The 12,657-nt window shown below is 69.9% G+C and carries 13 protein-coding genes; 6 read left to right on the forward strand and 7 right to left on the reverse strand.

The features are described 5' to 3' along the window. Position 1 precedes the first annotated feature (1 nt). Positions 2 to 1,390 carry an amidase gene (locus tag IPG65_RS14970; protein ID WP_293191295.1) on the forward strand — a complete coding sequence of 463 codons (1,389 nt, stop codon included), beginning with the start codon at positions 2 to 4 and terminating at the stop codon, positions 1,388 to 1,390. A 33-nt stretch (positions 1,391 to 1,423) separates the two neighbouring features. Beyond that, positions 1,424 to 2,401, forward strand: a complete 978-nt coding sequence (locus IPG65_RS14975; RefSeq protein ID WP_293191297.1) for a tripartite tricarboxylate transporter substrate binding protein — start codon at positions 1,424 to 1,426, stop codon at positions 2,399 to 2,401. A 73-nt stretch (positions 2,402 to 2,474) separates the two neighbouring features. Here IPG65_RS14975 and IPG65_RS14980 read toward each other — a convergent pair whose 3' ends face one another. Then, positions 2,475 to 3,113 carry an LON peptidase substrate-binding domain-containing protein gene (locus tag IPG65_RS14980; RefSeq protein WP_293191299.1) on the reverse strand — a complete coding sequence of 213 codons (639 nt, stop codon included), beginning with the start codon at positions 3,111 to 3,113 and terminating at the stop codon, positions 2,475 to 2,477. Positions 3,114 to 3,193: 80 nt separating this feature from the next. On the opposite strand from IPG65_RS14980, the gene IPG65_RS14985 reads away from it, so the two are divergent. After that, positions 3,194 to 3,763, forward strand: a complete 570-nt coding sequence (locus IPG65_RS14985; RefSeq protein ID WP_293191301.1) for a YggT family protein — start codon at positions 3,194 to 3,196, stop codon at positions 3,761 to 3,763. 21 nt (positions 3,764 to 3,784) lie between these two features. Here the strand turns inward: IPG65_RS14985 and accD are convergent, their stop codons facing one another. The 6 genes from accD to IPG65_RS15015 all read right to left on the reverse strand — a co-directional run bounded on the left by accD (position 3,785) and on the right by IPG65_RS15015 (position 10,861). Further along, positions 3,785 to 4,657 (reverse strand): acetyl-CoA carboxylase, carboxyltransferase subunit beta, encoded by an 873-nt coding sequence (accD, locus tag IPG65_RS14990; protein WP_293191303.1) that lies wholly within the window; start codon positions 4,655 to 4,657, stop codon positions 3,785 to 3,787. Between the two features lie 28 nt (positions 4,658 to 4,685). Continuing rightward, entirely contained in the window at positions 4,686 to 5,495 is an 810-nt protein-coding gene (trpA, locus tag IPG65_RS14995) for a tryptophan synthase subunit alpha (protein WP_293191305.1), read from the reverse strand. Next, positions 5,492 to 6,772 (reverse strand): tryptophan synthase subunit beta, encoded by a 1,281-nt coding sequence (gene trpB, locus IPG65_RS15000; protein WP_293191307.1) that lies wholly within the window; start codon positions 6,770 to 6,772, stop codon positions 5,492 to 5,494. The genes trpA and trpB overlap by 4 nt, the downstream gene beginning before the upstream one ends. Next, entirely contained in the window at positions 6,769 to 7,488 is a 720-nt protein-coding gene (locus tag IPG65_RS15005) for a phosphoribosylanthranilate isomerase (protein ID WP_293191309.1), read from the reverse strand. The genes trpB and IPG65_RS15005 overlap by 4 nt, the downstream gene beginning before the upstream one ends. A gap of 13 nt (positions 7,489 to 7,501) precedes the next feature. Beyond that, the gene (gene truA, locus IPG65_RS15010; RefSeq protein WP_293191311.1) at positions 7,502 to 8,284 is read right to left on the reverse strand and encodes a tRNA pseudouridine(38-40) synthase TruA; all 783 of its coding nucleotides are present in this window, start codon (positions 8,282 to 8,284) and stop codon (positions 7,502 to 7,504) included. A 63-nt stretch (positions 8,285 to 8,347) separates the two neighbouring features. Then, the gene (locus IPG65_RS15015; protein ID WP_293191313.1) at positions 8,348 to 10,861 is read right to left on the reverse strand and encodes a FimV/HubP family polar landmark protein; all 2,514 of its coding nucleotides are present in this window, start codon (positions 10,859 to 10,861) and stop codon (positions 8,348 to 8,350) included. A gap of 382 nt (positions 10,862 to 11,243) precedes the next feature. Here IPG65_RS15015 and IPG65_RS15020 point away from each other — a divergent pair, with 382 nt between their 5' ends. From IPG65_RS15020 to IPG65_RS15030, 3 genes are read left to right on the forward strand one after another with little or no spacing between them, the layout of a single operon-like run. Further along, complete coding sequence (locus tag IPG65_RS15020; protein ID WP_293191315.1) at positions 11,244 to 11,681, forward strand: MerR family transcriptional regulator; 438 nt, start codon at positions 11,244 to 11,246, stop codon at positions 11,679 to 11,681. Further along, positions 11,681 to 12,115 (forward strand): PaaI family thioesterase, encoded by a 435-nt coding sequence (locus IPG65_RS15025; protein WP_293191317.1) that lies wholly within the window; start codon positions 11,681 to 11,683, stop codon positions 12,113 to 12,115. Before IPG65_RS15020 ends, IPG65_RS15025 begins: the two co-directional genes overlap by 1 nt. Positions 12,116 to 12,134: 19 nt before the next feature. After that, the gene (locus IPG65_RS15030; protein WP_293191319.1) at positions 12,135 to 12,554 is read left to right on the forward strand and encodes a PaaI family thioesterase; all 420 of its coding nucleotides are present in this window, start codon (positions 12,135 to 12,137) and stop codon (positions 12,552 to 12,554) included. Positions 12,555 to 12,657 lie beyond the last annotated feature (103 nt).

The raw sequence follows: 12,657 nt of genomic DNA on the forward strand, positions 1-12,657 counted from the left end.
CATGAGCACATCCTCCACGAACGCCGCCACCCTCGCCACCCTTGCCACGGTGGGCGCCGACCTGGCGGCGGGCCGCGCCACCTCCGCCGCGCTGACCGCCGAGGCCTTGCGGCGCATCGCCGACCCGGCCGGCGAGGGCGCGCGCACCTTCACCCGCGTGCTGGCGGAGCGGGCCCAGCGCCTGGCGCACGCCTCCGACGGCCTGCGCGCGGCCGGCCTGGCGCGCTCGCCCATCGAGGGCCTGCCGGTGTCGGTGAAAGACCTGTTCGACGTGGCCGGCGAGGCCACCACGGCCGGCTCCACCGTGCTGCGCGATGCGCCGCCCGCCACGCAGGACGCGGGCGCCGTACAGCGCCTGCTGGCGGCGGGCGCGGTGCTGGTCGGCAAGACCAACATGACCGAGTTCGCGTACTCCGGCCTCGGCCTCAACCCGCACTACGGCACGCCGGCCAACCCGTGGCGCCGGGACGAGCGGCGCATCCCCGGCGGATCGTCTTCAGGCGCGGCCGTGGCCGTGGCCGACGGCATGTGCCTGGCCAGCGTGGGCAGCGACACGGGCGGCTCGGCGCGCATCCCGGCCGCGCTGTGCGGCATCACCGGCTTCAAGCCCACCGCGCGCCGCATGCCCGGCGGCGGGATGGTGCCGCTGTCGCCCACCCTCGACGCCGTGGGCGTGATGGCGGCCGACGTGGCCGGCTGCGCGGCGATGGATGCCGTGCTGTCAGGCGCAACCGAGGTGCACGACACCGCACGGCCGTGGCACCTGCGGCAGGCGCGCTTCGCCGTGCCCGCCACGCTGGTGCACGACGGCATGGACGCGCCGGTCGCCGCCGCCTTCGGCCGCGCACTGCAGCGGCTTTCCGCCGCCGGCGCGCAACTGGTGGAGCTGGATGTGCCCGAGTTCGGCGAACTGGCGGCGATCAACGCGGCCGGCGGCTTCAGCGCGGCCGAGTCGTGGGCCTGGCACGCCGGGCTGGTCGAGCGCAGCGCCAGTGGCTACGACCCGCGCGTGCTGAGCCGCATCCTGCGCGGGCGCGACTTCACGGCGCGCGACTACCTGGCGCTGCAGGCGCAGCGCGCCGACTGGCAGCGCCGCGTGGCGGCGCGCCTGGGCGAATTCGACGGCTGGCTCATGCCCACCGTGCCGCTGGTGGCGCCGCGCATCGACGCGCTGGAAGGGGATGAGTCGCTGTACTTCTCGGTCAACGCCGCCATGCTGCGCAACCCCTCCATCGGCAACTTCATGGACGGCTGCGCCATCTCGCTGCCCTGCCATGCGCCCGGCGAGGCGCCCGTGGGCCTGAGCCTGGCGGGCCTGCCGATGCGCGACGCCGCCGTGCTGGGCTGGGCCGCTGGCATCGAACGTGCATTGAGTGCCGAACTCTCCTGACTCTCCCCTCCCACCATCAACCCGAGGTTTCCCATGAACAAGCTCTTTCGCTCCTTGCTCCCGCTGGCCGTCGCCGGCCTGGGCTGCGTCTGCACCATGGCCGGTGCGCAGGACGCCTATCCCTCCAAGCCGATCCGCATGGTCGTGCCCTTCCCGCCGGGCGGCAGCATCGACATGACCGCGCGCCTGGTGGGCCAGAAGCTCTCGACCAGCCTGGGCCAGCCCGTGCTGGTGGACAACCGCCCCGGCGCGAGCGGCAACATCGGCATGGACTTCGTCGCCAAGGCGCCCAAGGACGGCTACACGCTGCTGATGGTGCACACCGGGCTGGCCTCCAACGCCCACATGTTCGCCAAGCTGGCCTTCGACCCGCTCAAGGACCTGGCGCCGGTGATCCGCGTGGCCGACCAGCCCAACGTGCTCATCATGAACCCCAAGTGGTCGTTCAAGAACGTGGCCGAACTGGTGGCCTACGCCAAGGCCAATCCCGGCAAGCTGAGCGTCGGCACCTCGGGCGTCGGCGGCCCTCAGGACGTGGCGGCGCGCCGCTTCATGAGCATGACCGGCACCGACCTGCTCAATGTGGCCTACAAAGGCGGCGCGCCGGCATTGTCCGATCTGGTCGGCGGGCAGATCGACATGATGTTCGAGACCTCTCCCACGGCCACGCCCTATGCCAAGAGCGGCAAGCTGCGGGCGCTGGCGGTGACCGGCGACAAGCGCATCCCCGCGCTGCCCGACGTGCCCACCGTGGCCGAATCGGGCGTGCCGGGCTACCGCTTCATGGGTTGGATCGGCCTGGTGGCCCCGGCGGGAACGCCGGCGCCCATCATCGCCAAGCTCAACGAACAGGTGCAGGCGCTGCTCAAGAGCCCCGACACGCAGAAACAGCTCACGGAACTCAGCCTCGAAGTGGTGGGCGGCTCGGCGGCCGACTTCGTCAGCTTCGCGCGCAAGGAGTCGGGCGACTATGCGAAGTTCGTCAAGGACTTCAACATCACGCCGCAGTGAACCTGGAGATTCAAGGAAAAATGGCCTTCAGCCCGCGCCAGACAATCGCCAATAGCTATTAAAAAAGTAGCTTTCAGGCATCGCCCGCGTCGATGCCGGTCTTGGCCAGCAGATCGGCCACCAGCTCCAGCCGCAGCAGCGGGTTGTCCAGGCTCATCAGGCGCTGCTTCAGCGGCCCGAGGAGGGGCAGCAGCTCGCACCAGCGGTTGGCGACCCAGCCGCAGTCGTCGTACTGCGTGTCGGCCTCGGACGGAATGGGGGCCGTGGGCGAGCGGCGGTGCAGGTTCTCGTGCACCTGCCGCAGCGCCTGCGCGATGTGGCGCAGGTCTTGGGGCACGGCGACCGCGGCGTCGCGCGCCAGCAGCGTGATGTCGGCCACCCACAGGCCGTTCTTCAGCCGGCTGGCATGGTCGATGCGAAAGCGCTGCTCACCCTGGCACTGCATCAGCAGCAGGCCTGGCTGGGGCTGCTCGAGCTGCGTGACGTGGGCCAGTGTGCCCACGGGCTCCAACTGTTCCTCCGGGGCGCTGGCCACGCGCACTTCACTACCCTGCGCCAGTGCCACCACGCCGAAGGGTGCGCCCGCACGGTGGCACTTGCCCACCATGTCCAGGTAGCGCACCTCGAACACGCGCAGCGGCAGCACGCCCCCCGGGAACAGCACCGTGCCCAGCGGGAACAGCGGCAGGGAGCTGAGGGTGAGCGGGGCCATGGCGTGGCTATCATCGCACGCATGTCCACTCTCGGCGGACGTCGCCCGGGCGCACCGCGCGAGCGCCGCCCACTCGCCTCATGCTGTACCAGATCCTGACCTTCCTGCTGGAAGTCGCCGTCACCCTGATCGGGGGGGCCTGCCTGCTGCGCCTGTACATGCGCTGGCGCCGCATCTCCTTCGGCCACCCGGTGGGGCGCTTCGTGCAGGCGCTGTCGGACTGGCTGGTGCTGCCGCTGCAGCGCCTGCTGCCGCCGCGCGACAAGCTGGACGCGGCGAGCCTGCTGGGGGCCTGGCTGCTCAAGCTGCTGCAGTACATCCTGCTGATGGTGCTGATCGGCGCCCAGCGCTGGACCGTGCTGCCGTTGCTGGCCTTGCTGGGCGTGGCCAAGCTGGCGGTGTCGGTGGCCACGGCGGTCATCATCATCGCGGCGGTGCTGTCGTGGACGGGCAACCGCACGCTGGTGGCCGACGTGTTCGACCGCCTGTGCGAGCCTCTGCTGGCGCCGCTGCGCCGCGCGGTGCCGCTGGTCGGCGGGGTGGACCTGTCGCCGCTGCTGGCGGTGGTGGCGCTGCAGGTGCTGAGCATCGTGCTCGGCTCGCTGCAGGCCGGCCTGCTGGGCAGCGCGGTGGTGATCGGCGCCGGCTGACCGGGGGCGCCGCCGTCCGCCCTATTCGACGGCGTCGGCCGGCTGGCGCTGCAGCATGGCCAGCACGCCGGCGACCTTGGCGCGCAGCTCGCGCCGGTCGCAGATGAAGTCCACCGCGCCCTTGTCCTGCAGGAACTCGGCGCGCTGGAAGCCCTCGGGCAGTTTCACGCGCACGGTGCTCTCGATCACGCGCGGGCCGGCAAAGCCGATCAGCGCCTTGGGCTCGGCGATCACCACGTCGCCCACGAAAGCGAAGCCAGCCGACACGCCGCCCATGGTGGGATCGGTCAGCACGCTGACGTAGGGCAGCCCCTTCTTGGCCAGACGGGTGAGGGCGGCGTTGGTCTTGGCCATCTGCATCAGCGACAGCAGGCCCTCCTGCATGCGCGCGCCGCCGGTGGCGGTGAAGCAGATGAAGGGCACCTTCTGCTCGATGGCGGTTTCCACGCCGCGCACGAAGCGCTCGCCGACGACCGAGCCCATGGAGCCACCCATGAAGTCGAACTCGAACGCCGCCACCACCACGCTGATCGAGTGCACGGCGCCGCCCATGACCACCAGCGCGTCGGTCTCGCCGGTGTCTTCCAGGGCTTCCTTCAGGCGCTCGGGGTACTTGCGGCTGTCCTTGAACTTGAGCGCATCCACCGGCAGCACTTCCTGCCCGATCTCGTAGCGGCCCTCGTGGTCGAGGAACACGTTGAGCCGGTCGCGCGCGCCCATGCGGTGGTGGTGGCTGCAGTGCGGGCAGACGCATTGGTTCTGCTCCAGGTCGGTCTTGTACAGCACCGTGTCGCACTCGGGGCACTTGATCCACAGGCCCTCGGGCATCTGGCGGCGCTCGCTGGCCTCGGATTTCTGGATCTTGGGCGGCAGCAGTTTTTCAAGCCAGCTCATGCATTTGCTCCTTGGGTGATAGCGGGAATCAGGCGTCCAGCGCCGCGCGGATGGGACGCAGGAAGTCCATGGCGGCGGCCACGACCTTCTCGTGCGGCTGGTCCTCGATGAGCTGGATCAGGCGGCTGCCGATGACCACGGCGTCGGCCACCTTGCCGATGGCGCGCGCCGTCTCGGCGTCGCGGATGCCGAAGCCGACGCCGACGGGGACGTGCACGTGCCGGCGGATGCGCGGCAGCATGGCCTCGACCGCGGCGGTGTCGAGCGCGCCCGAGCCGGTCACGCCCTTGAGAGAGACGTAGTAAACGTAGCCGCTGGCGACCTGGGCCACCTGCTGCATGCGCTCGTCGGTGCTGGTGGGCGCCAGCAGGAAGATCAGGTCCATGCCGTTGGTGCGCAGCTTTTCCGCGAACTCGCGGCATTCCTCGGGCGGGTAGTCCACGATCAGCACGCCATCGACGCCGGCGGCGGCGGCGTCGCGCACGAAGGCGTCCGGCCCGTGCTGCTGGTCGTAGCGCTCGACGGGGTTGGCGTAGCCCATCAGGACGACCGGGGTCCTGTCGTCCTGATGGCGGAAGGCGCGCACCATCGCCAGCACCTGCGCCAGGCCAATGCCCAGCGCCAGCGCGCGGTCGCCCGCCTTCTGGATCACGGGGCCGTCGGCGCTGGGGTCGGAGAAGGGGACGCCCAGCTCGATGATGTCGGCGCCCGCCGCCGCCATGCCGTGCATCAGCGCGGGCGTGATGTCGGCATAGGGGAAGCCGGCGGTGACGTAGGGAATCAGCGCCTTGCGGCCCTGGCCTTTGAGGGCGTCGAGGGTGGCGGCGATGCGGCTCATGCCTGGCTCCCCGGCGCCTTGGCGCCCTTGACCACGTGGCCCTGCATCGAAGGCCGGTCGAAGACTTGAGCCCCATCCAGGTCGGCCACGGTGCCGATGTCCTTGTCGCCCCGGCCCGACAGGCAGACCAGGATGGACTGGTCGGGCCGCATGGTGGGCGCCAGCTTCATCGCATACGCCATGGCGTGGCTGGATTCGAGCGCGGGGATGATGCCTTCGGTGCGGCACAAGTGGTGAAAGGCGGCCAGCGCCTCGGCGTCGGTGGCGCCCACGTACTCGGCGCGGCCGGTGTCCTTGAGCCACGCGTGCTCGGGGCCGACGCCGGGGTAGTCCAGGCCGGCGGAGATGCTGTGCGTCTCGGTGATCTGGCCGTTGCCGTCCTGCAGCACGTAGGTGCGGTTGCCGTGCAGCACGCCGCTGCTGCCGCGCTGCAGGCTGGCGGAGTGCTTGCCGCTGTCCAGGCCCTGGCCGGCGGCTTCGACGCCGATCAGGCGGGTCTTCTCGTGCGGGATGTAGGGGTAGAAGATGCCCATGGCGTTGCTGCCACCGCCCACGCAGGCGACCACCGCATCGGGTTGCGTGGCGGCGATGCCCTGCGAGGCCAGCATCTCGGGCATCTGCGTCAGGCACTCGTTGCCGATCACGCTCTGGAAGTCGCGCACCATCATCGGATAGGGGTGCGGGCCGGCGACGGTGCCAATGATGTAGAAGGTGTTGTCCACGTTGGCGACCCAGTCGCGCATGGCTTCGTTCAGCGCGTCCTTCAGCGTCTTGCTGCCCGATTCGACCGGCACCACGCTGGCGCCCAGCAGCTTCATGCGGTAGACGTTGGGGCTCTGGCGCTTGACGTCCTCGCTGCCCATGTAGACCACGCACTCCAGGCCGTAGCGCGCGCAGATGGTGGCGGTGGCCACGCCGTGCTGGCCGGCGCCGGTCTCGGCGATGATGCGCGGCTTGCCCATGCGCCGGGCCAGCATGGCCTGGCCGATGACGTTGTTGATCTTGTGCGCGCCGGTGTGGTTGAGGTCCTCGCGCTTGAGGTAGATCTGCGCGCCTTTCAGCTCGCGGCTGGTGCGCGCGGCGTGGTAGACGGGCGAGGGGCGGCCCACGTAGTGCGCCAGCTCGTAGCGGAATTCGGCCAGGAATTCCGGGTCGTGCTGGTACCTGGCGTAGGCGTCGTTCAGTTCATTGATGGCATAGGTCAGCGTCTCGCTGACGAAGCTGCCGCCGTAGCGGCCAAAGTGCCCGCTGGCGTCGGGCTGGTGGTAGTCGGTCATGGTGAAAGCAATCCTGCAAAGGCGTCGTCGGCCGCGCGCACGGCGGCCACGAAGCGGGTGATCTTGTCGGCGTCCTTGATGCCCTTCAGCGGCTGGCCGCCCGGGCCTTCGGCTTCGACGCCGGAGGAAACGTCAACGGCCAGCGAAAGGCCGCGTCCGCGCAAGGCGCGCAGCCCATCGCCCACGTTTGCAGGTGTGAGCCCACCAGACAAGACGAGGTGAGCGGGAACGTTTGGAGGCAGGCGTGACCAATCGAATGTCTTTCCGCCGCCGCCGTAGCCATCGACCTGCGTGTCGAGCAGGAGGGCCTGGGCGGCGCTGTGTTCAGCGGCAAATTCTAGCAAGTCGAAGCCGGCATCCGGCCCCGGCGGGATGCGCGCCGCGCGCCAGAAAGGGCGCTCCAGGCGCCGGGCGGCGGCGGCGCAGTCGGCGGCCGATTCATCACCATGAAATTGCAGGATGGCCGGCGCCACGCTTGCGGTGGCCGCTTCTATTTCAGTAGCATCGGCATTGGCGAACACCAGCACGGGCGTGACCAGGGGCGGCAAGCGCCGGGCCAGTTCGCCCGCGCGCGCGGGCGTCACGTAGCGGGCGCTCTTGGGGTAGAGGATGAAGCCGATGGCATCCACGCCGGCGGCGACGGCGGCGTCCACGTCCTGCTCGCGGGTGAGGCCACAGATCTTGATGCGGGTGCGGGTCTGGGCAGGGGCGTTCATGAGTGGTAGGGGATCAGGGCAGCCCATCATAGGCGGCCGTGCGCTCGGGCAGGCCCCAATGGGCGTCGTACACGGGGCCCAGGAAGTAGAGCCCGTCGGGCGAGAAGGTGGGGGCCGCCGCGTCGCGGTCGCGCGCGGCCAGCACCTCGCGCATCCAGTCTGGCGGCTGCAGGCCTTGACCGACCAGGACCAGGCAGCCCATGATGTTGCGGATCATGTGGTGCAGGAAGGCGCTGGCCTCGAAGTCGAAGCGCCAGTACGCGCCGCGGCGCCGGATGCCGATGGGCGCCAGCCGCTTGACGGGCGACAGCGCTTGGCAGGCGCTGGCCCGGAACGAGCTGAAGTCGTGCTCGCCAGCGAGGTGCGCGGCCGCCTGCCGCAGGGCACCCTCGTCGAGCGGCCGGAAGGTCCAGCCGACGCGGCCCGCTTCCACACTGGGGCGCACGGGCGATTCGAGCAAGACGTAGGCATAGCGGCGGGCGAGGGCGCTGGCCCGCGCGTGGAACCCGGGCGGCACCTCGCGCGCCCATTGCACCGCGATGTCAGGCGGCAGGAAGCGGTTGGTGCCGCGCACCCACGAGAAGGGCTCACGCTGCAGCCCAGTGTCGAAATGCACCACCTGCATCAGCCCGTGCACGCCGGCGTCGGTGCGGCCGGCGCACAGCGTGGACACAGGCGCGGTGGTGAACTGCCGCAGCGCCTTTTCCAGCCGGTCCTGGACGGTCTGGCCCGAGGGCTGGCTCTGCCAGCCCTGGTAGGCCGATCCCTGGTAGCTGAGGCCGAGGGCGATTCTCACGATGGCGGGTATTGTGCCGCCGATGCGATCAGGCCGCCTGTCGACATCCGGCGCCGCTACGGATCAAAGTTCAGCCAGGAAGCGCTCGGCGCGCGCCTTGAGCGCACCGGATGCCTCGGCGATCACTTCCTTGACCAGGGTAGATGCGCCCTCGGTGTCGCCGATGGCACGGAGATCTTTGGCCAGCGACAGCTTGGTGGCCAGCGGGTCGCTGTTCGCGTCGTCGGGCAGCTCGGTTTCGAGGTCGCCGCCGGAAGGTAAATCCAGATCCAGCGATAGCGCGTCCATGTCGAACTCGATCATGTTCCAGTCGCTGGCGGGCGTTGGCGTGGCGCTTAGTTCAGAGGGCGGCGCGAAGTCCAGATCCAGGTCGAGGTCGGGTGCCGGCGGCTTGACGGGAGCGGAGGTGTCTGCCGTCCTGGCCGCCACGGCCGCCGCCAGCGCCGCGCCGAGGGGCTGGGATGGACCGGGTGCGGCGGGGGTGGCGCGCAGCGGCGCGTTGTCGAGGTCGAGGTCCGGCAGTTCATGGCTGCGGGCGCGGAGCTTTTCCGCCAGTTGCGCGGTCTCCGACTCGGTATCGGCGCCGAAGGTGGGTTGTGCCCCTGAGGTCGGTGCGGCTTTGGGGACGGGCATGCGGCCCCGCTTGTAGAGGGGGTTATCGGGCTCGAGTTCACTGCCCAGGCTGGCAATGGCCTGCCAGTCGGGGCCGTTGCCCTGGGTCACGCCATGGGCCTCGGTCGCGATCGCCTCCAGCGCGCGCGCGTCGCGGCGCTTGGCGTAGATTTCGGTCAGCTTGCGGTGGATGGAGGTGCGGCCCGGATGGACGCGCAAAGCTTCCTTGAGGATTTCCTCGGCCTGCATGTCGCGGCCGTAGGCGAGGTAGACGTCCGCCTCGGCCACGGGATCCACGTCGCCGGCGGTGTCAAGCTGGCTGGGGGAGTACGTCATGGACGAGGAACCGCCCACCGTGCCCCCGCCGTCCTTGGTGTTCACGCGCTGACCACCACTGGCGTCGAAGAACGAATCGGGCCGCAGCTGGCTTTCGAGGAAGCTGCTGTCCAGCGGCGCGGCTTCCTTCTTCTTTTGGCGCGAGCGATAGACACCGTAGCCGGCCAGCAGTGCCAGCAGGCCCACGCCGGCGACGGGCACCAGCGGGTTTTCCATCAGGCTGTCGAGGAACGACGACTCGGCCATGGGGGCCGGCGCTGGCGCGGCCACTTGCGGCCGCCCGGGAACCGAGGCCACTGGGGCCGCGGCCTCGGCGGCGGAATCGGCCGCCGCGGGCGCGGAGGCGGCCATCAGACCAGGCGCCGCGTCCGACGCAGCCTCCGACGCCGTGCTCGCGACTTCGGGCGTGGGCCCTGCTGCCTCGGAGGCGGCCGGCGCGGGGACGGTCGGGGTCGTCGTCACCGCGGCGACCGACGCGTTGATCGATGGTCCGGCACCGGAGGCGGTGGCCGCGGCCGGCGCCGACTGCAGGCGCGAGAGTTCGCTGATGTTCTTGTTCAGCTCCGCCACCCGCTCAGCCTGTTCCTGGGCCTGGCGGCTCCGCGCCAGCGTGGACTCGGTGTCGCTGGGGGCGCTGCCGTCCCTGGAGAGGGTCAGGCGATCCTGGCTGGGCGTCGGGGCGCGACCGTCCTGAACCTGGGGCTGCACGCTGCCCGATGCGCTGCGGCCCGCCGAGGCCACCTCGGCGGCGCGCACCCTCTGGGCGAGGCCGCCGCGGTAAGCCTGGAAGTCGCGGCTCTGGGCGAGCACGGCGCGGTGGGCCGCCGGCGGGGAGACGGCCTGGGCTTCCTCGGCTGTCGGCACCTGGAGGACGGCTCTTGCCTTCAGCAAGTTGACGTTGCCCCGGATGAAAGCGTTCGGGTTGGCACGCAGCATGGCCACCAGCATCTGATCCAGCGACACGCCCTCCACGGCGTAGGCCGATGCCAGACGCGAGGCCGTATCCCCGCGCTGCACGGTGACCTGTTCGCTGCCGCCACCGGCCGGCGCAAGCGCAGGCGTGGAGGCGGGCGCGGCGCGGCGTTGAGCGGGGGGCGCCGGCAATGGGGTGGCCACGGATGGCGATACCTGGGACTGCGTGACGGTGACCGGCCGCGGCGCGCCGCGGCCGGGGGGATCCACCAGCATGGTGTAGTCGCGCACGATGCGGCCGTTGGCCCAGTTGGCCTCGATCACCACACCGACGAAAGGCTCGTTGACCGGGCGGTTGCCGACCAGGCGCAGATAGGCTTCTCCGTTGGCGCGGCGGTGCAGGGTGACGCGGGCGCCCGCGAGCGCCGGACTGTAGTCGACGCCCGCGGCGCGGAACGCCTGCTGCGATCCCAGGCTGGCCTGGAAGGAGGTGGCTTCCTCGGACGAGATCTGCGGCACCTCGATCTCGGCGCGCAGCGGTTCCCCCAACGCAGAGCGTACGGTGATGGCACCCAGGGCCAGTGCCTGCGCGTCCAGACTGACACCCATCATCGCCAGCGCGGCGGCCGATGCCAGCGCGGCCTGCTTCCATGATGGGCGGGGAACACCCCCAGGTTGAATGGATCCCTGCGGGATCAGGGCGGTCTTGTTCTGCATAGGTGACGATGGCAGATGGAACCCTGCCAGTACGAGCTTGACGATCAACATTACCATCAACGAATTGGACTGACAAGCTGAGACATCTGTTGGCGCGTGTTATGGAATTCATAGCGTCCGCGTTAGATTTGACCAGAGGCAAGCGGTATCCCACGGATGTGTCTTCAGTTTGCTGAGTTGGAGCTCCCGTGCTGGCGCGCCTGGCTGTCCAGACCCTGTCGGCAAACAACCGATTGGTCCATCACACCCAGATATTGCATGACCAGGGTCGTGTCGAGCCGTGCTCCATGGCCGGGGGATGGCGTCTCGCGGGCGCTCCGGCGGACAAAAAATCTGCCGCCGGCCAACCTTCGCGCAGCCCCAGGCTTGCTAGCCTTGACGCATGCAGATCTCCGAACTGTCGCGCCGGACAGACGTGTCCACGCATGCCATTCGCCACTACGAAAGCCTGGGGCTGATCGCCGCCCGGCGCACGCCTTCCGGCTACCGCGAATTCGACGATGCGGTGATTCGCGAGTTGCGCTTCATCGTCATGTCGCGGCAATGCGGCTTCTCCCTGAAGCAGGTGGCCGAGGTGCTACCGGCGTACCGCCGGCGCGTGCTGACGGCGGCGCAGATGATCGCGATGCTGGAGCACCGCATCGCCGAGATCGATGCCGAGGTCGCCAAGCGGCGGGCCCTGCGCAAGCACTTGGTTGAACACATCGCCTGGTTTCAAGAGCGGCAGGAGCGCGCCAGTTCGAAGCCCCGATTCCCGCGTGCGCCCTCGCACGGTTCCACAACCCGAAATGCCGGCCAGGCCGGCGGAAAGAAGACGTGATGACGCCACAGAACCCCCGTTTCGCGCACGACGTGGAGGCCCTGGTGCTGTCCATGCCGGCGGCCCGCACGCTGGGTTTGCGATTCGACCGGATCGCGCTCGGCGAGGTGGACCTGACGCTGCCCTACCAGGACGGCATGAGCTTTCGTCCCGGCCAGTTGCAGGCCACGCCGATCTTTGCGGCGGCGGATTTCGCCGCGGTGTCGGCGGCCGGCACGCTCCTGCCTGCGGGCTGGGCCAACGCCACCATCGATTGCACGCTCAAGATCGTCGGGCCGGCCAACGGCACGTCGCTGGTGGCGCGGGGGCGCGTGATCCGCGCCGCCCGGTTGCTGACGGTGGCGGAGGCCCGCGTCCATGCCTGCCGGGACGGCGAGGAGGTGCTCTGCGCCACTTTGCTGGCGACGGCGCGCAATCTTCCCCCCGCCCACTGAAGAGGAGGCCGAAGCCGAGATGCCACCTCTTGACGACCCGGGCCCGTGCCCGCCGGGCTTCAAGCCGCTCTTTCGCACCAGCCCGTTTCTGGACGCAAGCGGGCCGTTCTTCTACAAGCCGGAAGAATCCGGATTCATCGTCGGGCTGCGGGTGCTGGACAAGCACACGAACGCCTCGGGCACGGTGCATGGCGGCCTCGTGGCGACCCTGGCCGACGTGTCGATGGGCTATGTCGCCGCGGCCTCGAAGACGCCGGCGCTGCGCATGATCACCGCCAGTCTGGGCATCGACTTCGTCGGCACGGCTCAGGTAGGCGAGTGGGTCGAGTCGCATGTCGATGTCGTCAAGGCGGGCAGCCGCCTGGCCTTCGCGAATGCGCGGATCGCCGTCGATGGGGCCTGCGTGGCCAGCGCCAGGGCCGTTTTCCTCGTGCCGTGACGTCTCGGTGAAAGCCGGGCAAGAAGAGGAGCGATGAATGTGCTGTGCGCGCGCCATGCACAGGCGCAGTGCATGGCGCCATGGCATGCATCTTGCAAATTGG

It is taken from the genome of Ottowia sp., from assembly GCF_016703145.1.
Classification (GTDB): Bacteria; Pseudomonadota; Gammaproteobacteria; order Burkholderiales; family Burkholderiaceae_C; genus Ottowia.